This window comes from Haloleucobacter albus (genome assembly GCF_052492075.1).
The window spans coordinates 83,654-104,791 of record NZ_JBQWAS010000018.1; the positions used below are offsets into that span (position 1 = coordinate 83,654).

The window sequence follows — 21,138 nt, forward strand, 5'->3', positions numbered from 1 at the left end:
TCTACCCTGTGCGCGGCGCGGGCCCGCATGGCCCCGTGATTAATATGGTGCTTGCTTTTCATGGGCACGGCTTCGCTACATTTGCAAAGGGCGCAACCCTCATGATTTGCGCGGCTTTTTCGGCCCTGCCATGCCATAGGCAGCAGGCTTCACCTTTGCCTTGGTTGCGGTGAGAAAAATGGGCATGGAATCCACCAACACACGGCGCACCATTTTCGGGTCCTGCATCATGCGGTGCAACCATTCCAACCCGCGCTTGCGATAGGCTTCCGGGGCGCGCACAGAGAGCCCGACCAGAAAATTGAGAGAATTACCCACGCACAGGCCCGTCCCCACAGCTTCGCCATGCTGATGCACGATCTGGGTGACATATTCCGACCGCGGTGAACCCGTCACGAAAAAAACGTAGCGCGCGGGATGATCCAGCACGAATTGTACACATTTTTCAACCTCCTCCGGCTTCTTGATGAAGCCCATGGGAGGCACATGCATATGCACATTGGTGAGGTGATAGCGCGCCCGCAGGCGCTGCAACATCTCCTCACCCCCACCAATAATGGTGATGGGGTCATCCGGCTGGATAAAGTGATTGAACAGCTCAGACGTGATATCGCTGCCGGCCGCCAGAGGAATATGCAGGCCAAACACCTTGCGCGCCAGCGCGCGCGGAATGCTGCCATCCAGCGTATGCAGCCACGCATGGCGGTAGATCTCGATGAATTTCGGATCTTTCAGCTCATTCAGCCGCACGAGATTGGAAGCGTTGGGCGTCACCACATATTCAAAAGGTGCCCCGGAAGGACGCGCCGCAATCAGCCCGGCGGCGCCATGGGCATCCACACAGGCAAAGGGCACCCCCAGAAAAGGAACAACCTCATAAGAATGCCCGTTGACGCCATTCTCAGACATGCACGCTCCATCTCATGCTTGGCACCCCGAATATAAGAGATGCATGTTCGCCGGCTGCGCCGGACATCCTGCCCCACCCGACGGCCATCTTCATCACATGAAAGACATCACATGGCGAACGGAGTGGCGCCCCCGGTCTGCGTATAGGAGCCGATAGTATAACTGAAGGTGCGCTGGAACGGCACGACCTTGTTGATGAACTGGTCAATCCACAGATTGACCTCGGCAATCGCGCTATAGGGCACGAAAATGATATCGCCGCTCATCAGGGGCACATCACTGTCCGAAGCACCGGTTTCGATGATTTCCTTCACATCGACGACCCGCAGCATGGGCAGATTATCCGGCCCACGACGGATCACCGCCACCTGTCCGGTGCGCGCCACCTCCTGGAAGCCACCCGCCATCAGGATGGCCTGAAGCACGCTGATGCCATTGCTCTCCAGCTTGTAAACGGCCGGGCTCTGCACCATGCCGCCGACATAGATCTTGGGTGCGGCTGCTTCCGCCAGCCCCACCACCACCTTCTGATCCACCAGCTCCTTGCGGGATTCACGGCGAATGGCTTTTTCAAGCGTGCCCAGCGTCATGCCATCCACGCGCATCTGGCCGATGGCCCGCGGGGCGATGGAGCCATCCGGCCCCACCATCAATTCCTCATCCATCTCGCGGGTGATGAAATATTTCACCTGCAACTTATCCCCCGGCCCCACGCGGTAGGAAATGCGCGCATTGCTCCATGGACGAAAGCGATCGGCATTGACCTCGGTGAAGCGGTAGGAATGCCCGGTTGTCAGCGGCGGAGTGCCGGTATCCATCAGCGTGCCTTCGCGCTGATTGGTGGTGCAGGCTGAAAGCGCCAGCGCACCCATCGCCAGCCCGATCAGGGCCCGGCCACGACCACCCATCTCACCCTTGAAGCGCGCCTGCACCGCTACGGGCCCAGACTGCTTCGGAGTGCGAACGGATGAAATCCAATCGCAAAAAGGCGAGACCATAGAAACCCCCCGAAACGGCGCAAAACTCAAAAACAAACAGTAAAAGCCCCACCCCTGAAGCTGAATGCCTACAGGGAACGGCCAAACGAATCACTGTTTTGGTAAGCTAACCTTGAACGCATATGGTTAACATAGGCTTTACACCCTATGGGAGCACCACCCACATCTCTCACCAAAGCTGTGGCACGCTGGCACCAAACATGTGCCATGCGCGCTTCTGGCATCCACCTTTTTTGATAATCATTCTTGAAAGCATGAAAGAGTGCGCGCCTGAACCATACCGGGATTTGACTTACAAACCCCAACTCGCTAACCCTTCAGGTATCGGGGAGTAGCCACCGCTCAGAGCGGGATCGCGTCAACAGGCTCGCGCTCAGCGCGTGGTGCGATCAGCCGAAACATCTCGGCCCGGCAAGACCGTCGCGTTCCAGACCTTCTGCGGGCAAGGTGAGGGGATGCGCGGTTGCTTGTCCGCATGGCTATTTTTCATGAGCATTCTGGCCGTCATTGTTCTTGCATTCAGCATGTCGATGGATGCGTTTGTGGTTTCCATCGGCCGTGGCGCGGCAATGAAACAGCCGCGGTATGATGAGGCTTTGCGCACCGGGCTGATCTTTGGTGCGGTAGAAGCCACCACCCCCATCATCGGCTGGCTGGCCGGCATTGCCGCCAGCCACGCCATGCAGGCTGTTGACCACTGGATCGCCTTTGGCCTGCTCAGCATTGTCGGGCTGCACATGCTGATCGCCGCCTTCCGCGAAGATGAGGAAGACGGGCAGGAACAGAACCGACGCTCACCAGCGCATACGTCTTTCTTCGTACTGGTCGTCACCGCCATAGGCACCAGTCTGGATGCCATGGCTGTTGGTGTTTCTCTGGCATTTCTGGATCAGAATATTCTGGTGGTGGCCCTGGCGATCGGCTGCGCCACCTTCATCATGTCCACCACAGGCATTTTGCTGGGCCGCATGATGAATGCCCGCTGGGGACATATTGCCGAAGCCTGCGCCGGCCTCATTCTTATCGGGCTGGGCATCACCATACTGGCAGAACATCTGCTGAGTTGAGGCCCGCCCCGGAACCATGCTGAATCCGCCGCCCGCACCGGGCATTCATGCAAGCACACCCCAATAAATACCACTTTATAGAAGTTCTAAACTTGTACTTACATCAGATATAAAATCAGTACAGCTCCAATATCTGATAAATATCAAGGAATACATTCGCGTTTTCAGGCAAGGCATGTACATAATACGTGTCTTTGGCTGAGCCCCCTGCGCGCATGGCCTCAGGCATGGCGATCCGAGAGGCATCAAGAATGGCGCAGATCAAACTTTTTGAGGTGACCAGCGGCAAGGTTCGCATCCGTTCCCTCAAGGGTAGCGCAGATGAGCAAAAGCGCCTGAGCGACCTCGGCCTGCATCCGGGCTCCCGCGTGGAAGTTCTTCAGCACAATGGTGAAAATGGCATCGTGGTTGCGGTGAATGATGATGGCCGCATGGTGCTGGATGCCTCTTCATCCGAGCAGGTTATTGTCACCATTCAGCAGCCTGTCACTGCCGGGCTCGCAATTTCCGCCCTCAAGCCCGGAGATCGCGCCCGCATTGTGGGGCTGGGGCGCAGCCGGCCGGAATATCGGCAAAAGCTCATGTCCATGGGGCTCACGCCGGGAGCGACCTTTGAAATCACCCGCATGGCCCCGCTGGGTGATCCGGTGGAAATTCGCGTGCGTGGCTTTTCCCTGACTCTGCGCAAGAATGAAACCGAGATGATCGCCGTGGAGAAGCTGTGATGGCCACAGCCAGCATGTCCCGCCACACTTTCACGGTCTGCGTGGCCGGCAACCCGAATTGCGGCAAGAGCACCCTTTTCAACGCCCTCACCGGCGCCCGGCAAGATGTGGGCAACTGGCCCGGCGTGACAGTTGAGAAGAAGTGCGGCACCTATTCTCACAAGGGCACCAGCTATGAGGTCGTGGATCTGCCGGGGGTCTATTCCATCGGCGCCACCTCGCAGATCTCCGAAGATGAACGCGTCGCGCGCGATTATATTCTTTCCGGCGAGGCTGATCTTGTCATCAACATCCTTGATGCCTCCAATCTGGAGCGCAACCTCTATTTGACGACCCAGATTCTGGAGATGCAAGTTCCCATCATTGTTGCGCTCAACATGATGGACATTGCCCGAAACCGCGGCCTGAAACTGGATACGGAAGCACTGAGCGCCGCCCTGGGCTGCCCGGTTCTGGAGCTGGTGGCCGCCCGCAGCTCTGGCGTGGACACTCTGAAAAACGAAATCGCGGAACGTACGGCCAACCCGCAGCCACCGGCCATCAAGCCGGATTATGGGCCGCTGATTGCAACATGCGTTTCAGATATTGCCGCCAAGTTGCAGGAGATGAATGCGCCACGTGCAGAGTGGCGCGCCCTGAAGCTGGTTGAAGGCGATGCCCTGAATGCGGAAGAACGGCGCGCAGGGCTTGAGTCCGCGGTGCGCACGGCGCGTGAAACCATCAGCGAGACTGAGGAGGAAGATACCGATATCGTGGTGGCGGACGCCCGTTTCGGCTTCATCACCGCGATTGTGGATGCCGTTCTCACCCGCCCTCGTGAAGCCTCGCGCACCCTGTCCGATCATATCGACAAGGTGGTGCTGAACCGCTTCCTTGGCATCCCCATTTTCCTGTTCATGATGTACCTCATGTTCGTGTTCACCATTTCAGTGGGCGGCGCGTTCATTGATTTCTTCGATCAGGCGGCGGGCGCGCTGCTGGTGAATGGCGGCACACAGGCCCTTTCCGCCATCGGCCTGCCGGAATGGCTGGTGGTGCTGGTGGCCGAAGGGGTGGGTGGCGGCATCCAGACGGTGGCGACATTTATTCCCATTATCGCCTTCCTCTATCTCTTCCTCTCTTTTCTGGAGGATTCCGGCTATATGGCCCGCGCCGCCTTCGTGATGGATCGGGCGATGCGCACCATTGGCCTGCCGGGCAAATCCTTCGTGCCACTGATTGTCGGCTTTGGCTGCAATGTGCCGGCCATCATGGCCACGCGCACGCTGGAAAGCCGGCGAGACCGCATCCTCACCATCATGATGGCTCCCTTCATGTCCTGCGGGGCGCGGCTGCCCGTCTATGCGCTGTTTGCGGCCGCCTTCTTCCCGCAGACCGGGCAAAATCTGGTGTTCCTGCTTTATCTTATTGGCATTCTGGCCGCCGTGGGCACCGGCTTTCTGCTGAAGAACACGATGCTGAAGGGGGAGGTATCCTCCTTCGTGATGGAGCTTCCGCCCTATCACATCCCCACCCTGCGCACGGTATTTCTGCGGGCATGGAACCGGCTGCATTCCTTCATCTTCCGCGCCGGGCGCTTCATCGTGCCCATGGTCGTGGTGCTCACCTTTCTGAACGCGCTGGGCACAGATGGCTCCTTCAACAACCAGGACAGTGAGAAATCCGTTCTCTCACAGGTGGGGCGCACCATCACGCCGGTGTTCGAACCCATGGGCATGCATGAGGACAACTGGCCGGCCGCGGTCGGCGTGTTCACCGGCATTCTGGCGAAGGAAGCGGTGATCGGCACGCTGAACGCCCTTTACAGCCAGCTTGGCGCAGCCGACGCTGCCAAGGCAGGCAATGCGCCGGCAGACGCCTTGGTGGATGAAGAGAATGTAGGGGCCCTGCTTGCGGCGGCCTTCGCCACCATTCCCGCCAATCTTGCAGATGTGGCCGCCAACCTCACCGACCCGCTGGGCATCAATATTTCCTACACAGCGGAAGGCCGGGATGCTGCGGCCGAAGAGCTCGAGGTCGCGCCTTCCGCCTTCACCGCCATGGCAGCCCGGTTCGACGGGCCGGCCGGAGCCTTCGCCTACCTGCTGATGATCCTGCTCTATATGCCATGTGTCGCGGCGGTCGGCGCGATTTATCAGGAAACGGGCTGGCGCTGGACCTTATTTGCCGCAAGCTGGACAACGGGGCTGGGCTGGTGCGGGGCCGTGCTGTTCTATCAGGCCATGCGCTTCACCCGGCACCCGGAAACCTCCACCTTCTGGATTGCCATTTGCCTGCTTGCGCTTGTCGCCGCCATGGCCGGGCTGCATCACGCCGGAAAGACCGTCGCCGCCCAGCGTGAGAATGAGCGGGATCTGGCGTTGGCCGGCAATAGCGGGGAGGTGTAGCCATGGCCACACTTTCAGATGTGAAGCGATACATGCGCCAGCATCATCGGGCGAGCCTTCAGGATCTGGCGATTGGCCTGTCCACCACGCAGGACGCCGCGAAAGCCTTGCTGGAAATGTGGCGGAGCAAGAAGCGCGTGCGCTCCATTGCCGCCAACTGCGGCAGCAACTGTGGAAAATCACGATGGGGCGGCTGCAACTGCGCCTCAGCCGCACTGCCCCCCGAAATCTATGAATGGATCGAAGACGAGGAGCCTGCGAGGCATGATTCCTGATTTGTCGCCTTTCCTGCATCTTCGCCGGTTTGTGACCATTGCCCACCATGTGCCCGGACGTATCCGGATGAAGCTGGACATGAAGGCGCTTGCCCATCTGCCGAAAGTGGACCCGAGCCCCTTCGTGGATCTGATCGCACGCGTGCAGGGTGTGCAATCCACGCGGGTGAACAAGGCTGCACTTTCGGTTGTGGTGGAGTACGATCCCAAGAAGATCGCTTTTCCCATATGGGAAAAGCTTCTCAAGGCAGATGCGGCAGAGGTGACACAGATCCTCCAGCAACACACCGCATGATCCCCCTCCCGTTTTGCTGCGGCATGGCCCGGCATATCTGCGGAAGAGGCTTGCACATCCATCAGTCCCCCAATTGTCTGAGGAAAGACCGATGTCGAATTACAATCATCAATGGGGCGCACAGCAATTCGGCCCAAATGGGAATCCGGGACCGGGCAGTTCCCGTGGCCCGAATGAACAAAGCGGTTATGGCCAGAATGCCTATGGGCAGGGTGGCTACGGGCAGACGGGCTACGGGCAAGGAAATTTCGGACACGGAAATTTCGGGCAAGGCGCCCATACCCATCAGGCCGGCTATGGGCCGGGCGCGGGTCCTCAGGGCCCCTATGGCGGCCCCGGCCGGATTGATGCGCTGGATGTTCTGGAAGGTATGCTGCGCGATGGCTTCAGCCTCTCCAACTTCACACGCATTGCCCGCGCAAGTGGCTCCAATTTCTGGATTGGCGCAGCCATCGGCGCAGGCGCCGTTGTGTTGCTGAACCGCCCGGATGTGCGCAACGCATTTTCCAGCGCCTTCCATAAGGCCAAGGATACCCCGCAGGAGTGAAACGACGGCCCCGGCCGGCGTACATCTCGCAAAAACATGCCTGACGGACGGTTCTCCGTCCTCCTTTCCCTTCAGGAGCAAGAAGATGTCGGATCACAAGGGTAGCGACCAGGGTGTTCATTACCACTACCATTTCTATGGCTATGGCCAGCCAGCTCCAAATGACGATGCAGCCTCCACACAAGGGGGCCAGGGCACTCAGGGCGGCCAGGGCGCGCAAGCTAATCAGAGCGGCCCTTATGGCCAGCAGCCTCCCTTCCCCGGTGCGGGCATGACCCCGCCCCCCGGCTTCCCCTTCCCGCCCGGAGCCGGCTTCGGCACAGCTTCCGGCACCACGGACGGCGGTACGGCCAATAGCAATGCGAATGCCGGCACGAGCGGCCTGAACTGGCATCTGCACCCCAATGCGGATTCTCTGGTGAAGGGCCTCGCCGTGGGTGCGGGTGCGGCCTATCTGCTCACCAATGAGAATGCGCAGCGCGCCATCATGCGCACGGCCGTTCAGGTCTGGGCCTTCCTGCAAAATGGCCTTGAGGAAATGAAGGAGCGCCTGCACGACGCCGAGGCCGAAGTGGCGGCTGCTGCTGCACAGGAGAGCCCGGCCCCAGAAGCGGACACGCCCGAAGCCACCTCTGCTGAAGAGACTGCCCCCTCCACCCCCAGCGCCGGGAACTGAAGCCGCCATGAAAGTCCGTGTCGCCCATGAGGTCGCCGATCGCCTGCGCTTGCGGATCGACGCGGACCCGGAATTCCTGTCGCGGGCCGCAACGGCGGTCCGCGATCTGCGCGGCGTGACGGGCGTGCGGATCAATCCCGGCTGCCGGTCCATCATCGTCAATCATGATGGGACGCCGGGCCTGCGATCTGCAATACTGACCCAGGCAGCCAACCCGCCCAGCAATGTGCCACCGCTGGCCCAACCACCGGGCACCGACAGCTCGGAGCTTATTCTCGCCTCTGCGGCACTGGCGGCCGGCATGGTGCTGCCCAAGCCTGCGGCCGGAGCTGTCACATGGCTCAACATCGCCCCCACTCTGGTGAAGGGTGCTATCGCCGGCCTTCAGCACGGGCTGAAGGTGGAAGTGCTGGACGCCCTCTCCATGGGACTGCCCAGCCTGCGCGGAGATTACACCACCGCCAATTTCACCCGCTTTCTCGTGGAGCTGGCGGATTATATCGAATCCACCACGGCCGAGCGCTCGGATGAGCTGTTGCGCTCCCTGCTGCATCACAAGCCGGATGATGTGTGGGTGCAGCTTGAAAATGGCGAACAGGCGCAGGTGCCCTTCGATACGCTGAAAGGCGGCGAGCATGTTCTTGTTTCCAGTGGCGAAACGATCCCCGTGGATGGTCTCGTCATTGCTGGCGACGCCTATGTGGACCAATCTGCGGTGACGGGTGAAAGCCTGCCCATGCCGCGTTCCGCCGGCAGCCCGGCGCTGGCGGGCGGCATTGTCACCCATGGTCGCCTCACCATCCGGGCGGAACGTGTGGGCGAGGCTACCACGACGGGCCGCATCACCCGCTATATTCAGGATGCACTGGAGCGCCCGGCTGAAATCGAAGCCATTGCCGACCAGCTCGCCGACAAGCGCGTGGGCATTACCCTGGCCTCTGCGGCGGGTGTTTATGCGCTGACCCAAGATGTGCAGCGCATGGAATCCGTTTTCATGGTGGATTATTCATGCACCGTGAAACTTGGCACTCCCATTGCGCTGAAAACAGCCATGTATCAGGCCGCCCGTCAAGGATGTCTGGTCAAGAACGGGCAGGCCATCGAGGCGCTGGCGGATGTCGACACAATCGTGTTCGACAAGACCGGCACCCTCACCCACAACACGCTTCAAGTCACGGATATCTGTCCGCTCTATCCCGGTGTGACCGAGGAAGAAGCGGTTGCGACCGTGGCCTCTCTGGGCGAGCACACCACGCATCCTGTTGCGCGGGCCATTGTGGCGCTGGCACGGGAGCGGCGGCTGGCCCATGTGCCGCATGAAGAAGTGAACTTCATTGTCGGCCATGGTGTGGAAGGCATGATTGACGGGGCCATGGTGCGCTTTGGCAGTCGACATTTTCTGGAAGATGATGAAAACATTTCCTTCGCCAAAGAGCGGGAGATGGTGCGCAACTTCCAGGCTCAGGGCAAATCGCTGCTCTATGTCGCCCGCAACGACAAGCCTTTCGCGGTGTTCGCCCTGCGGGACGAATTACGAACCGATGCCATGACCACCCTCAATCACCTAAAAAAACTGGGTGTCAAGCAACTTGTCATGATTACCGGAGATGAGAAGGCCAAGGCGCTGGCCTTTGGCGAGGCTCTGGGGCTCGACAGGGTTTATTATGAAAAGCAGCCAGAAGATAAGGCGCGCATTCTTCAGGCTCTGCAAAAAGGCGGAGCGAAGGTCGCCTTTGTGGGCGATGGCGTGAATGACGGGCCCGCCCTGATGACCGCCCATGTCGGCATCGCCATGCCCAAGGCGGCCGATATTGCGCGGGCCACCGCCGATATTGTGCTGACGGAGGACCGGCTGGGATCTCTGGGAGCGATTGTGGATATTTCGCAACAGGCCATGAAGCTTATCCGCTCCAATTTCAAGGTCGCGGTCGGGGCCAATTCGGCCATTCTGGCGGCGGCGGCCGGAGGCTATCTTTCTCCAATCGCCACCTCTGTGCTCCACAATGGCACCACCATTGCCGTGCTCATCCGCTCGCTTCTGGCCGGACGGGCACAGGCGGAACAGGCGCATCTGAATTCGCGCTGAAGCCCCCGGCAGCCAAGAAAACCGGCCCCGCCGGGCCGGTTTCGCCCTCCCCCACAAAAAGCCTTCAGGCGCGATGATAGGGATGGCCGGAGAGTATGGTCATGGCACGGTAGATCTGCTCGGCCAGCATCACCCGCACAAGCTGATGGGGAAAGGTGGCCGCACCAAAGGCCAGAAGCAGGCTGGCCTTGCTGCGCACGGCATCGCTCAGCCCATCCGCCCCGCCAATGACAAGGCAGATGGCCGGACGGCCATCATCACGCTCTCGCGCCATGCGTGCGGACAGTTCTTCGCTGGGCAAATTGCGACCACGCGGGTCCAGCGCCACCAGAAATGTGCCGGGCGGGCAAGCCGCCAGCAAAGCAGCCCCCTCTTCCGCCATGCGATCTTCCGCCCGCCGGGCAGAGGATTCAGCAATCTCCAGCATCTGCACATCGCCGAAGCCGAGTGCGCGTCCAGATGCACGCGCACGCTCCAGATAACGAGCAACGAGATCACGCTCCGCACCGGCCTTCAGCCGGCCGACACACGCCAGAAGAATACGCACCCGCCTTCAGCCTTCCTCTGCGCCAGTCAGGCCGGCGTGGTCTGGGTCCACATCTTCTCGATATTGTAGAAGCTGCGCACCTCGGGCTGGAACACATGGATGATGACGTCATTGGCGTCGATCAGCACCCAGTCACAGGCGGGCTGGCCTTCAACGCGCACATGGCGCACGCCGGCAGCCTTCAGGGCCTCGATGAGGTGATCGGCAATGGCGCCCACATGCCGCTGGGAGCGACCGGAAGCAACAACCATGTAATCCGCAATGGCGGTCTTGCCACGCAGATCAATGGAGACGATGTCTTCCGACTTATCGTCCTCCAGGCGCGAATGAATAAGTGCGAGTGTTTCTTCCGCGCTCTCGAGCGGTTTAGAAACGGGAGCGGTGTTTTCGGTCTGTTTGGCGACCTGATCTTCCGCTGAAAGAGCCGTCGTGGACAGGGCTCTGCTTCCTCTTCAGTTATGGGGTGCGGGACCATGCACCCTTGCCCTTATAGAGTGCAGGCAAATGCGTCATTTTTCAAGGGAGACGAGAAAGGAGTCCGTCCTCTATCGCACGGAGGATGGCGGGTCGCCCCCGCATTTCCCCAACTGAGCGCGAATTTTGGAAGAAGAAAGGGTCGATTTCATGCCGTGTAGAAAAACCCATGCCGGCGGCTTCAGGCCCGGCAGGCGCGCGGCTTCATGCTCTGCTACCCGTGCATGGGCCAGCGTGCGGGCCGCGGGAGAAGACAGCGCCGAAAGGCTTGCCCCCATGCGATCAACAACCGCAATGGGCACCAGGGCGGCAATGCCCCGCCACCGCTCCCAACGGTGAAACTGCACCAGATTATCCGCCCCCATGAGCCACACGAAATGCACACCCGGCCGGCGGCATCGCAGTTGCCGCACCGTGTCATAAGTATAGCGCACACCCCATTGCGCTTCGCAGCCCGTGGCGATGATGCGCGGATGACGGGCCAGTTTCTGCGCCGCCGCCACACGCTGCTCCAGCGGCGGTAAGGCGCTGTTGTCCTTCAGGGGGTTACCGGGTGTCACCAGCCACCACACAGCATCCAGTTGCAGCCGTTTCATGGCCAGAAGCGCCGCGGCGCGGTGCGCGGCATGAGGCGGGTTGAAGCTGCCCCCCATGAGGCCAATCCGCATGCCCGGCAAGGCCAGAGGCAAACGGCGAACCTCAGCCCCTCCCGCTGGCGGGAGAGGCTGCGGCGGAGGCTCGGATGAAGAGGCCCCCGGCACTGTCACGGACGGGTCTGCCCCGCGCCATGGATGCGATACTTGAAGGAGGTGAGCTGTTCGGCTCCCACCGGGCCGCGCGCATGCATGCGCCCCGTGGCGATGCCGATTTCCGCACCAAAGCCAAATTCGCCACCATCGGCGAACTGAGTGGAGGCATTGTGCACCACAATCGCCGAATCCACCTCTGCCAGAAAACGATCTGCCGTGGCCTGATCGCTGGTGATGATGCTGTCCGTATGGTGAGATCCATGCGACTCGATATGGGAGATGGCATCCGCCAGACCATCCACCACCTTCACCGAGATGATGGCATCGAGATATTCGGTATCCCAATCTTCGTCAGCGGCCGCTTTCACGCGCGGATCAATGGCCTGCACATCACCATCGCCGCGCACTTCGCAATCCACATCCAGCAGCATCTGCACCAGAGGCTTGAGATGGGTGCCGGCAACCGCGCGATCCACCAGCAGGGTTTCAGCCGCGCCGCAAATGCCAGTCCGCCGCATCTTTGCGTTCAGCACTACGGATTTCGCCATGTCGAGATCTGCCGCCTTGTCCACGAAGATGTGGACGATGCCCTCCAGATGCGCAAACACCGGCACGCGCGCATCATTCTGCACACGGGCCACCAAGCTCTTGCCGCCACGCGGAACGATCACATCCACATTACCGCCAAGGCCCGCCAGCATGAGCCCCACGGCGGCGCGATCCGCGACATTCACGAACTGCACCGCATCACCCGGCAGCCCTACCGATTCCAGCCCCTTCACAAAGGCCTGATGAATGGCGCCGGAAGAGGCCAGACTATCGGAACCGCCACGCAAAATCACAGCATTTCCGGCGCGCAGGCACAGGGCTGCGGCATCGGCGGTGACATTGGGGCGGCTTTCATAAATCACGCCCACCACGCCCAGCGGCGTACGCACGCGCTCAATGGTAAGGCCGTTGGGGCGGGTCCAGCTTTCCAGAACCTTGCCCACCGGGTCAGGCAGTTCGGCCACGGCCTCCACACCGGCAGCCACGCCTTCCAGCCGCTCCGGCGTCAGCGTAAGGCGATCAATGAAAGCATCCGAAATGCCTTCGCCACGGGCGCGGGCCACATCCTGCGCATTGGCAGCCAGAATATCGGCCGAAGCTTCGCGGATCGCCGCAGCGGCGGCGCGCAGGCCCGCGCTCTTGGTTTCGGCATCAGCCAGCGCCAGAGTGCGGGCAGCCGCGCGGGCGCGCTTACCCTTTTCCATCATGGCGGCCTCCAGCTCCGCCGGTGGCACCTTCTCCGCCGTGGCGGGGGCATTCACACGGGCGGCGGCTACAGGTGATGTCATGATGTGATGTCTCTCTTTTCCTGAACACGGGCCATTCCTTTGGGGGAATGGAGCCCTTTCTTAACATGAAGCCCCGCAGGGCAAAACCGCACCCTGACGAGGCACAGGCAAGCAGGCCGCAGGAGGGATCACAAATCTCCTCCCGCCCCGCCATCATTCCGAGCTTAACGCCATATCGTCCCGGTGCACCATTTCGGAGCGCCCCTTGATGCCCAGCAGTTGCTCGATATCACTGGTGGGGTGGCCAATGATGCGCTCGGCGTCGGGGGCATCATAAGCCACAAGGCCACGCCCAACCTCCCCACCATCCGGCCCACGCAGGATCACGGCGTCACCACGCTGGAAATCGCCTTCCAGCCAGCGAATGCCGGCCGGCAACAGGCTGGCGCCCCGCCGCAACGCCTCGACAGCACCCTTGTCCAGATGCAGCGTGCCATGAGGCTCCAGCGCACCGGCGATCCAGCTCTTGCGCGCGCTGCTGGAACTGACCGACGACAGAAACCATGTGCAGCGTCCGCCTTCCTGAATGCGGCGCAGCGGGTTCTTCACATGGCCGGTGGTAATGAGCATGTGGGTGCCCGCCGCCGTGGCGATCTTGCCCGCTTCGATCTTGGTGAACATGCCCCCGCGCGAAAGCTCGGAGGCCGCCGCCCCCGCCATGGCCTCGATTTCCGCCGAGATGCGCGGCACCACGGGAATATGCTCGGCCTTGGGGTTCAAGGCCGGCGGCGCAGTATAAAGGCCATCAATATCCGACAGCAGAATCAGCAGATCGGCGCTGGCCATGGTGGCCACGCGGGCCGCAAGGCGATCATTGTCGCCATAGCGGATCTCATTGGTGGCCACGGTGTCATTTTCATTGATGATCGGCACGGCGCGCAGCTTCATCAGCCGCTTGAGTGTGGAGCGTGCATTGAGATAGCGCCGGCGCTCCTCGGTATCGCCCAGCGTCAACAGCACCTGTCCGGCCTTGATATCCTGATAGGCCAGCGCTTCGGCCCAGGTGCGCGAGATGGCCACCTGCCCCACAGCGGCGGCGGCCTGCCCGTCTTCCAGCTTCAGCTGGCCGGGCGGCAGATCCAGCATGGTACGCCCCATGCCCACGGAGCCCGACGACACCACCATGACCTGACAGCCCCGCCGGTGCAGCACGCCAATATCTTCAACCAGAGAATAAAGCCATGGCAGGCGTATCCGGCCCCTGTCCCGGTCCACCAGCAGAGCTGAACCAACCTTGATGACGATGCGGCGGAAATCCGCCAGCGCGGGTACGGAAAGGGGAGAATCCATGGCTCTCACAATATTGAGGACAGGAAAGCGCCACCATGCCAGGCATGGGCAACAGGCGCGGATGAAAGGGCACAGGCGAAAAAGCGGCTGCGTGATACAGCCTTTTCCCACAGGCGTCGATGCGGAAGCGCGGCGTGGATGCACTCACTTCCGTGTCTGCCTCTCGGACGAGGCACGCTCAACTCCTTTTGCACTCGCCGACATATGACGCGGCGACAAGGCGCAATCGTGGTTTCCCGCTGGCCCCTTGTTGCCAGCATGGGCATTCTATCACAAGAAAACCGCGATGACCGGACCTTGTCGCTAAAGATGTTAGGGAAGACCCGAACATGCCGTTTCACATCCGTGCCGCCACGTCCCGCGATGAACCGCGCTGGCGTGAATTATGGGCCGGCTATAACCGCTTCTATGAAGCCCATGTGCCACCGGATGTGACGAACCACACCTGGCACCGCATTCTGGACCCCTCTGTCCCCATGTTCTGCCTGGTGGCAGAGATGGAGGGAGATGATGCCACTTCAGGCATTGCCGGCTTCTGCACCTATATTCTCCATGAAGGCAGTTGGGTGAAGAACCCTGTCTGCTATCTGGAAGACCTGTTCGTGGACCCGGCCTGTCGCGGCCAGGGACTCGGGCGGGCGCTGATACAGGAACTCGTGGAACGCGGCCGGGCCCAGAACTGGTCCACCCTGTATTGGCATACACGAACGGACAACCCCGCCAGAAAGCTCTATGACAGCTTTACCCAGGCAGATGATTTTGTACGCTATCGCCTGCACTTCTGAACCACAGCCCCCCCACGAGACCATATGAGCCGCAGCCCGGCCGCCGCACTATCCATTAGTCTAACAGGCTCCGCATAGGTCACATGCATGCGCAAAAGGTGAAGCGTTCTCAATTATTTACGCCGCCCTGCACAAAATGGCCTTTCTGTGTCAAAGGCATTGGAAATTCATGGCTTTGCAGGTATATCAGCTTTTGCGTGCTCAATTTTTCAGTATAAAGGACGAACTTACCCAAAGTTTGCCCCGCCATGCATGTCGGCACCCCCTTCATGTGTGGGAATGATCTGAAACCATTTGCCGGGCAGCAAATGGAATGATGTATGCTGCTCTAAAACAATAATATATACGAAAATTCCAAGCCTTTGGGAGGCACTCAATGCTCAGACAACGTGAGCACGGGGCAGAACAGCCCTACTGGCCGCTCGGACCCTTCAAGGTTCGCCTGCCGTTTGTTCATTATCGCTGGGAATTTCCTGAAATGATTCAGGCCCTGCTGATGTTCGTCGTCAGCCTGGGCATGATTCCCCTTCTGCAACAGTATCTTGGCCTGCCTTATGAGGCCGCGCTGGCAGGCGTGGTCATCTGTGGCATCGGCTTCATGCTGCCGGCCCTTCTGGGTGTGCCGCTGGTGCCGGGCTGGATTACGCCGGCCATTCCAATCGTCCTTCTCTATCTGCAAAACTTCGAGCCCGGCCCGGAAGCCATGAAGGCGATGATGGCCTTGCAGATCGAGGTCTTCGTCATCTTCCTGTTTCTCGGCATCACCGGGCTCGGCAACAAGCTGGTTACGGCCATCCCCAATTCGCTGAAGGCCGGCATCATCATTGGCGCAGGTATTGCCGCCATGATGGGCGAGCTGAAAGCCGGTGGCCGGGTGGAAGGCGCACCTGTCTCCATCATCATCGGCGCCGTGGTTGCCGCCTACATCCTCTTCTCCATCTCGTTCAAGAACGTCGTTCTGAAGAACAAGGTGGCCAAGATGGTGGCCAATTTCGGCATGGTGCCGGGCCTGCTCGTGGCCATGGTTGTGGGCTGGATTCTCGGCGAATTCCCGCTTCCCGCCATTGAGTGGGGCATCACCAATCCGGACTTCGCCCTGCTCTTCAGCCACCTGCCCATCGTGATCGGCTGGCCCTCCTGGGACATGTTCCTGCTGGCCATCCCCACCGCCATCATCGCCTATGTGATCGCATTTGGTGACATTCTGGTGGGCTTCACGCTGGTGCAGCGCGCTGACCATCTGCGGACGGATGAAAAGATCGAGCTGAACGTCACCCGCGTGCATCTCGTCACCGCCATCCGCAATGCGCTCCACGGCATCATTGCTCCCTGGCCCGGCCTGGCCGGCCCGCTGTGGACCCCCATTCAGGCCACCACCGCGGAACGTTACGCCCTTGGGCGCAAGGCCATGGATTCGCTCTATGGCGGTCAGGGCACCTTCTGGATCGCCGGCTTCCTGGCGCTGTTCATCCTGCCTCTGGTGACGATGTTCCGCCCCGTTCTGCCGCTGGCGCTTTCGCTCACCCTCATCCTCACCGCCTATATCTGCATCATGGTGGGTATGGAGGAGCTGAAGAACTCCACGCAGCGCGGTGTCGCCGGCATCGTGGCCGTGACACTGGCCATGCCGGACCCGAAGGCCACCATCTACGCCATCGTCGTGGGTCTGGTGCTCTACGTCCTCATCGAACGGCAGAATGCCGCCGAGCGCAGCGAAGAAGACCTCTCCCTCATCTCGGACGCCACCTCGGATATTGAGGCCGGTGACGAGCAAGGCGTCGCCACCCGAAAGACGGCTCCCGCAGGCGAATAGCCCTGCCCCACGGGACAACCGCTCAATGAAAAGCCCGGCAGGGAAACCTGCCGGGCTTTTCATATTCAGATCCGATCTACAGGCCATGCAGCCCCCTAGGGACGCCAAGGCTCCTGCGCCGAAGCCTCTTCCTTCTCGCTGCGCCGCGCTTCCTCGACGATAGACAGCAAGGCCCGCAGCGCATCCTGCACCCCCCGCCCGGATTGGGCCGAGAGCAGCAGCGGCGTCTTCCCGGAAGCTGCCTTCACGCGGGCGATCTGTTCTTCCAGCAATTCCGGTGTCAGCGCATCCACCTTGGAAAGAGCCACGATCTCGGGCTTTTCATCCAGCCCGTTACCATAGGCCTCCAGCTCGCCCCGCACGGTTTCGTAGGCCTTGCCGGCATCCGGGCTGGACCCATCCACCAGATGCAGCAGTGCACGGCAACGCTCCACATGGCCGAGGAAGCGATCACCGATGCCCACACCTTCATGCGCCCCTTCGATGAGGCCGGGAATATCGGCCAGCACGAATTCACGCGCATCCACCTGCACCACGCCGAGACCGGGATGGAGGGTGGTGAAGGGGTAATCGGCAATCTTGGGCCGGGCCGCCGTTGTGGCCGCCAGAAAAGTGGATTTGCCGGCATTGGGCAAACCCACCAGACCCGCATCGGCAATCAGCTTCAGCCGCAGCCAGATCCAGCGCTCTTCACCCTCAAGGCCGGGATTGGCCCGCCGGGGCGCCTGATTGGTGGAGGTTTTGAACTGGGCATTGCCAAAGCCGCCATTGCCGCCCTTCAGCAGACAAATACGCTGGCCCACTTCTGTCAGATCGGCAAGCAGGGTTTCCCCATCCTCGTCGAAAATCTGGGTGCCGGCCGGCACCTTCAACACGGCATCCGACCCCTTGGCGCCGGTGCGGTTGGCGCCCTGTCCGTGGTCGCCCTTCTTGGCCTTGAAGTGCTGCTGATAGCGATAATCAATGAGTGTATTGAGGCCATCGACGCACTCAATCCACACATCTCCACCGCGCCCGCCGTCCCCGCCATTGGGGCCGCCGAACTCGATGAACTTCTCGCGCCGGAACGAGACGCAACCCGCCCCTCCGTCGCCAGAGCGCACATAGACCTTGGCTTGATCAAGAAACTTCATGGCCGAGCAGGTAGAGGCGCGGCCCGCACAAAGCAAGAGGGCAAAGGGGCGCGCGCGCTGATTTGATCCGTTTTCATGGCCAATGCTCCCTTTCCGAAGGGCAAAGAGGGCCCCCCGCCTCAAAAAGCCCTTTCCCCAGCCATCAAGCCTTGCCGGAAGTCTGCCTCTTCCGGGCCATGCGCACCAGCGCCCCCACACCCAGAAGCGCGGCTCCAGCCAGAGCCAGGCCGGCCCCCACGCCCGTTCTCGATGCGGAGGCCGCAGCCGGGCGAACATCAGCCTGATCGGTGAAGGACGCCCCCTGATGCGCCTGCATCTTCTTGTGGCTTCCGCAGTTGCCACCACCCTGGCCGCGCCTCATGCGATGCCCCTGTCCATGCCCGCCGCCTGCGCCCTGCCCTCCGGCTCCGCGCATCGGCCCCGCGCCATGTCCTGACCCATGTCCCATATCGCGTCCCTCCTGTCGGTTTTGCCCCATGCCGGAAAGGCAGCGCTGAAAAGCCGGCAGATGATTATTCTGGGAGGCATTTTTCAGCCGCTCGAATAGCCGCGCCACCTCTGGCGGCAGGGGATAGGAAAGAAAGTCATCATACATGGCGGCATTATCAATCTCGCCGGCCACACCCTCGGCACAGCACTCCTTCAGGGTCGCCGGAAGACGGACCTTCCCGGCCCAGTCATTCACCGGCCTCTGAAAGCCATAACGCTGCATCTGCCGGATGATGGCACTGGCGTGGTTCGCCTCAGCCTGCACAATATTTACAAAAGGCCGCACTGGCCCGAAACGCGCAATCACCGCCTCATAAGTGGCCATGGCATGCCACTCGTCATAAAGGGCGATACGCAAGGCCTGTTCCAGCGGACTACGTGGATCCCGCGCATTGATACGACGGGATTCAAGCAATCCTTCATCCGTGTTTCTGGCGAACATGGCGCGCCTCCTTACAACATCAGCTTCCCCCGCATCATCCCACCCTGCATTGGCAATTCGCAATGCCGCGCCACGGCACGCCCCACCACGCCGCCCTTGCAGAAAAGCCATGTTGAACCCCGCAATACTCGCAAGAGTTGTACAGAAATACAGGAGGGATAACCAATAAAGCACAGCATCGTCATGAAGCTGTTGCGGAACGCGCATATCAATTGCGCCTGGACGCAACATCAGGCAACGCCACTACTCGCTCAACTGGAACAGAGTGCGCGTTCGCCTCCACAGCAGGCATGATCGGCCCCCATGCAAGAGATCGGCGCGTTTGACCCGGAAGAATTGCTGCATCCTGTCAGCGAGGATGCGCCATGTGGGACAGACCCTCGATCAGACCCCAACCCCAATTCGCTCTATTATCAGGCCAAGGATGGACGCGCAGCCGCGCGGCGTATCGAGCGCTCCAATGATGTTGAGGGCGACACTTCCATTCCCTACACCGAATGGGAAGGCGTGGCGGATGCCTGTGCGCAGATCCTCGCTGATGGGGGGAAGGATCTGGAAGTCGCCACATGGCTGATCGAAGCCTTGGTGCGTCTTCGCGGATTTGCCGGCCTCCATTCCAGCCTGCTGGTCGCGGCAGGTCTCGTCACCCGCTATTGGGATGATGTCTTTCCCTTGCCGGATGAAGACAGCCCCGAGCCGCGGCTGACCCCGTTCATCAACCTCAATGGGCAGGATGGTGTCGGCACCCTCATTCAGCCCTTGCGCAAATGCGCCGTGACGAGCCCGGAAACCGGGCTCCAATTCTGGCAATATGAGCAGGCTGTCGAGATTTCACAGATCTCGGACGAATCCCGGCGCAGCGCCCGTCTCTCCAGTGGCGGCATGGACCTTGAGGTTTTCACCCAGGCCGTGCAGCAAACGCCGGCTGAATTTTACGGTGCGCTCTCCAGCCAGATTGAAGCCTCTCTGGCTGCTCTCAATACACTGTCTGACGCCTTCGCGGACAAGGTTGGGCATGATGCGCCGCCGGCCGGGGCCATTCGCGCCATCCTCAATGCCACGCAGGACGCCATCCGGGTTTTCGCCGCCGACAAGCTCGAACAGTTTGCCGCAAGCAACGCCGCCTCGTCGGAAGAGATGGCGGAAGGCGAGGCCACAGAGGCCGGCGACGAGGCAGAAGGCACAACGCAGGCGGCCCAGCCCGGCAACAGCATCTCGAAGGAGGCTCCCTTCAGCCGTGAGGACGCCTTGCGCCAGTTGCTGAAGATTGCCGCCTATTTCCGCGAAAATGAGCCGCACTCCCCCATTTCCTACACGCTGGAGGAAATTGTGCGACGCGGGCGCATGCCACTGACGCAGCTTCTTGATGAGCTCATCATTGACGAGGATGCGCGCCGCTACTTCTACATCGCTTCCGGCCTGAAGCCGCCGTCGGCAGAGCATGAGGAATAAGACCGCGCCTCAGCCGGGCTCCGCCCGGTCAATTCAGGGGCGCGCTGAAACAGCACAGGGCATCGTGCCCGGACAGCAACCTGAGGGTGCTCTGTGCCGCACATCATGAAATCAGGAAGGGTGGTGTTCCATGGCCAGTGTTCATGACAAGCTCAATCGCGTGCGCAAACCACGCGTCCACATCACCTATGATGTGGAAACCGAAGGCGCAATGGTTCAGAAGGAGCTGCCCTTCGTGGTGGGCGTTCTGGGCGATTTCTCCGGCGATCCGACCGAAGAGCTGAAGCCCCTCAATGATCGCAAGTTCGTCCAGATCGACCGCGACAATTTCGATCAGATCATGGCCCGCATGACGCCCGGCCTGAAGATCAAGGTCGATAATACGCTGGCCGATGATGGCAGCCAGATGATGGTGGAACTGGGCTTCCGCTCCATGGAAGATTTCGAGCCCGCCGCCATCGTGGATCGGGTGGAGCCGCTGCGCAAGCTGATGGACGCCCGCAACCAGCTGCGTGATCTGCTCTCCAAGGCAGACCGCTCTGAAAACCTGGAAAACCTGCTCGAACAGATCCTCGCCAATGAGGAGCAGCTGAAGGCGCTTGGCAGCGAGCTGGGCGTGGATGCGGCCGGCGAACAGACCGAAGACACGAAGGAAGGCTGAG

At 60.9% G+C, this 21,138-nt stretch carries 21 protein-coding genes and 1 riboswitch; of the genes, 12 read left to right on the forward strand and 9 right to left on the reverse strand.

Translation table 11 applies throughout. The features are described 5' to 3' along the window. Window positions 1–99 precede the first annotated feature (99 nt). Both ACT6QH_RS03210 and ACT6QH_RS03215 read right to left on the reverse strand, forming a co-directional pair. Window positions 100–909, reverse strand: coding sequence for a WecB/TagA/CpsF family glycosyltransferase (locus tag ACT6QH_RS03210; protein WP_444973366.1), 810 nt, complete (start codon window positions 907–909; stop codon window positions 100–102). A 107-nt stretch (window positions 910–1,016) separates the two neighbouring features. Next, window positions 1,017–1,907: a polysaccharide biosynthesis/export family protein gene (locus ACT6QH_RS03215; RefSeq protein WP_444973367.1), complete on the reverse strand. Its 891-nt coding sequence runs from the start codon at window positions 1,905–1,907 to the stop codon at window positions 1,017–1,019. 314 nt (window positions 1,908–2,221) lie between these two features. Continuing rightward, a riboswitch (yybP-ykoY riboswitch) is annotated at window positions 2,222–2,391 on the forward strand. 4 nt (window positions 2,392–2,395) lie between these two features. Here ACT6QH_RS03215 and ACT6QH_RS03220 point away from each other — a divergent pair. The 8 genes from ACT6QH_RS03220 (at window position 2,396) to ACT6QH_RS03255 (ending at window position 9,965) form a co-directional block, all read left to right on the forward strand. Further along, a complete protein-coding gene (locus ACT6QH_RS03220; protein WP_444973368.1) occupies window positions 2,396–2,974 on the forward strand; it encodes a manganese efflux pump MntP in 579 nt (192 codons plus the stop codon). A gap of 251 nt (window positions 2,975–3,225) precedes the next feature. After that, entirely contained in the window at window positions 3,226–3,699 is a 474-nt protein-coding gene (locus tag ACT6QH_RS03225) for a FeoA family protein (protein WP_444973369.1), read from the forward strand. Further along, window positions 3,699–6,086: a Fe(2+) transporter permease subunit FeoB gene (feoB, locus tag ACT6QH_RS03230; RefSeq protein ID WP_444973370.1), complete on the forward strand. Its 2,388-nt coding sequence runs from the start codon at window positions 3,699–3,701 to the stop codon at window positions 6,084–6,086. Before ACT6QH_RS03225 ends, feoB begins: the two co-directional genes overlap by 1 nt. 2 nt (window positions 6,087–6,088) lie before the next feature. Then, on the forward strand, window positions 6,089–6,361 hold the full coding sequence (locus ACT6QH_RS03235; RefSeq protein WP_444973371.1) for a FeoC-like transcriptional regulator: 273 nt from the start codon (window positions 6,089–6,091) through the stop codon (window positions 6,359–6,361). Next, the gene (locus tag ACT6QH_RS03240; protein ID WP_444973372.1) at window positions 6,351–6,656 is read left to right on the forward strand and encodes a hypothetical protein; all 306 of its coding nucleotides are present in this window, start codon (window positions 6,351–6,353) and stop codon (window positions 6,654–6,656) included. The genes ACT6QH_RS03235 and ACT6QH_RS03240 overlap by 11 nt, the downstream gene beginning before the upstream one ends. A gap of 91 nt (window positions 6,657–6,747) precedes the next feature. Next, the gene (locus ACT6QH_RS03245; RefSeq protein WP_444973373.1) at window positions 6,748–7,203 is read left to right on the forward strand and encodes a hypothetical protein; all 456 of its coding nucleotides are present in this window, start codon (window positions 6,748–6,750) and stop codon (window positions 7,201–7,203) included. Window positions 7,204–7,288: 85 nt separating this feature from the next. After that, entirely contained in the window at window positions 7,289–7,879 is a 591-nt protein-coding gene (locus tag ACT6QH_RS03250) for a hypothetical protein (protein WP_444973374.1), read from the forward strand. Window positions 7,880–7,886: 7 nt separating this feature from the next. After that, window positions 7,887–9,965, forward strand: a complete 2,079-nt coding sequence (locus ACT6QH_RS03255) for a heavy metal translocating P-type ATPase (protein ID WP_444973375.1) — start codon at window positions 7,887–7,889, stop codon at window positions 9,963–9,965. Window positions 9,966–10,029: 64 nt separating this feature from the next. Here ACT6QH_RS03255 and rlmH read toward each other — a convergent pair whose 3' ends face one another. The 5 genes from rlmH to proB form a co-directional block, all read right to left on the reverse strand. Beyond that, entirely contained in the window at window positions 10,030–10,512 is a 483-nt protein-coding gene (gene rlmH, locus ACT6QH_RS03260) for a 23S rRNA (pseudouridine(1915)-N(3))-methyltransferase RlmH (protein WP_444973376.1), read from the reverse strand. Window positions 10,513–10,538: 26 nt separating this feature from the next. Continuing rightward, a complete protein-coding gene (gene rsfS, locus ACT6QH_RS03265; RefSeq protein WP_444973404.1) occupies window positions 10,539–10,949 on the reverse strand; it encodes a ribosome silencing factor in 411 nt (136 codons plus the stop codon). 108 nt (window positions 10,950–11,057) lie between these two features. Further along, a complete protein-coding gene (locus tag ACT6QH_RS03270) occupies window positions 11,058–11,639 on the reverse strand; it encodes a nicotinate-nucleotide adenylyltransferase (protein ID WP_444973377.1) in 582 nt (193 codons plus the stop codon). A 110-nt stretch (window positions 11,640–11,749) separates the two neighbouring features. Beyond that, window positions 11,750–12,991 (reverse strand): glutamate-5-semialdehyde dehydrogenase, encoded by a 1,242-nt coding sequence (locus tag ACT6QH_RS03275; protein ID WP_444973405.1) that lies wholly within the window; start codon window positions 12,989–12,991, stop codon window positions 11,750–11,752. Window positions 12,992–13,225: 234 nt separating this feature from the next. Further along, a complete protein-coding gene (proB, locus tag ACT6QH_RS03280) occupies window positions 13,226–14,362 on the reverse strand; it encodes a glutamate 5-kinase (protein ID WP_444973378.1) in 1,137 nt (378 codons plus the stop codon). Between the two features lie 329 nt (window positions 14,363–14,691). Here proB and ACT6QH_RS03285 point away from each other — a divergent pair, with 329 nt between their 5' ends. Beyond that, window positions 14,692–15,147, forward strand: coding sequence for a GNAT family N-acetyltransferase (locus tag ACT6QH_RS03285; RefSeq protein ID WP_444973379.1), 456 nt, complete (start codon window positions 14,692–14,694; stop codon window positions 15,145–15,147). A 376-nt stretch (window positions 15,148–15,523) separates the two neighbouring features. Then, on the forward strand, window positions 15,524–16,960 hold the full coding sequence (locus tag ACT6QH_RS03290; RefSeq protein ID WP_444973380.1) for a solute carrier family 23 protein: 1,437 nt from the start codon (window positions 15,524–15,526) through the stop codon (window positions 16,958–16,960). A 95-nt stretch (window positions 16,961–17,055) separates the two neighbouring features. On the opposite strand, the gene obgE is transcribed toward ACT6QH_RS03290, so the two are convergent. Beyond that, window positions 17,056–18,093 carry a GTPase ObgE gene (gene obgE / locus ACT6QH_RS03295; RefSeq protein WP_444973381.1) on the reverse strand — a complete coding sequence of 346 codons (1,038 nt, stop codon included), beginning with the start codon at window positions 18,091–18,093 and terminating at the stop codon, window positions 17,056–17,058. A gap of 142 nt (window positions 18,094–18,235) precedes the next feature. After that, window positions 18,236–19,024, reverse strand: a complete 789-nt coding sequence (locus ACT6QH_RS03300; protein ID WP_444973382.1) for a ferritin-like domain-containing protein — start codon at window positions 19,022–19,024, stop codon at window positions 18,236–18,238. Window positions 19,025–19,327: 303 nt separating this feature from the next. Between ACT6QH_RS03300 and tssA the strand changes: the two genes are divergently transcribed. Further along, on the forward strand, window positions 19,328–20,476 hold the full coding sequence (gene tssA, locus ACT6QH_RS03305; protein ID WP_444973383.1) for a type VI secretion system protein TssA: 1,149 nt from the start codon (window positions 19,328–19,330) through the stop codon (window positions 20,474–20,476). A 130-nt stretch (window positions 20,477–20,606) separates the two neighbouring features. Further along, entirely contained in the window at window positions 20,607–21,137 is a 531-nt protein-coding gene (gene tssB, locus ACT6QH_RS03310; protein WP_444973384.1) for a type VI secretion system contractile sheath small subunit, read from the forward strand. The last annotated feature ends 1 nt before the right edge of the window (window position 21,138 follow it).

What these genes read in the sequence shown, in the direction of transcription:
- ACT6QH_RS03210 (WP_444973366.1), bottom strand. Translation starts at nt 909, where the DNA reads ATGTCTGAGAATGGCGTCAACGGGCATTCTTATGAGGTTGTTCCTTTT.
- ACT6QH_RS03215 (WP_444973367.1), bottom strand. Translation starts at nt 1,907, where the DNA reads ATGGTCTCGCCTTTTTGCGATTGGATTTCATCCGTTCGCACTCCGAAG.
- ACT6QH_RS03220 (WP_444973368.1), top strand. Translation starts at nt 2,396, where the DNA reads ATGAGCATTCTGGCCGTCATTGTTCTTGCATTCAGCATGTCGATGGAT.
- ACT6QH_RS03225 (WP_444973369.1), top strand. Translation starts at nt 3,226, where the DNA reads ATGGCGCAGATCAAACTTTTTGAGGTGACCAGCGGCAAGGTTCGCATC.
- feoB (WP_444973370.1), top strand. Translation starts at nt 3,699, where the DNA reads ATGGCCACAGCCAGCATGTCCCGCCACACTTTCACGGTCTGCGTGGCC.
- ACT6QH_RS03235 (WP_444973371.1), top strand. Translation starts at nt 6,089, where the DNA reads ATGGCCACACTTTCAGATGTGAAGCGATACATGCGCCAGCATCATCGG.
- ACT6QH_RS03240 (WP_444973372.1), top strand. Translation starts at nt 6,351, where the DNA reads ATGATTCCTGATTTGTCGCCTTTCCTGCATCTTCGCCGGTTTGTGACC.
- ACT6QH_RS03245 (WP_444973373.1), top strand. Translation starts at nt 6,748, where the DNA reads ATGTCGAATTACAATCATCAATGGGGCGCACAGCAATTCGGCCCAAAT.
- ACT6QH_RS03250 (WP_444973374.1), top strand. Translation starts at nt 7,289, where the DNA reads ATGTCGGATCACAAGGGTAGCGACCAGGGTGTTCATTACCACTACCAT.
- ACT6QH_RS03255 (WP_444973375.1), top strand. Translation starts at nt 7,887, where the DNA reads ATGAAAGTCCGTGTCGCCCATGAGGTCGCCGATCGCCTGCGCTTGCGG.
- ACT6QH_RS03270 (WP_444973377.1), bottom strand. Translation starts at nt 11,639, where the DNA reads ATGGGGGGCAGCTTCAACCCGCCTCATGCCGCGCACCGCGCCGCGGCG.
- ACT6QH_RS03275 (WP_444973405.1), bottom strand. Translation starts at nt 12,991, where the DNA reads ATGATGGAAAAGGGTAAGCGCGCCCGCGCGGCTGCCCGCACTCTGGCG.
- proB (WP_444973378.1), bottom strand. Translation starts at nt 14,362, where the DNA reads ATGGATTCTCCCCTTTCCGTACCCGCGCTGGCGGATTTCCGCCGCATC.
- ACT6QH_RS03285 (WP_444973379.1), top strand. Translation starts at nt 14,692, where the DNA reads ATGCCGTTTCACATCCGTGCCGCCACGTCCCGCGATGAACCGCGCTGG.
- ACT6QH_RS03290 (WP_444973380.1), top strand. Translation starts at nt 15,524, where the DNA reads ATGCTCAGACAACGTGAGCACGGGGCAGAACAGCCCTACTGGCCGCTC.
- obgE (WP_444973381.1), bottom strand. Translation starts at nt 18,093, where the DNA reads ATGAAGTTTCTTGATCAAGCCAAGGTCTATGTGCGCTCTGGCGACGGA.
- ACT6QH_RS03300 (WP_444973382.1), bottom strand. Translation starts at nt 19,024, where the DNA reads ATGTTCGCCAGAAACACGGATGAAGGATTGCTTGAATCCCGTCGTATC.
- tssA (WP_444973383.1), top strand. Translation starts at nt 19,328, where the DNA reads ATGCAAGAGATCGGCGCGTTTGACCCGGAAGAATTGCTGCATCCTGTC.
- tssB (WP_444973384.1), top strand. Translation starts at nt 20,607, where the DNA reads ATGGCCAGTGTTCATGACAAGCTCAATCGCGTGCGCAAACCACGCGTC.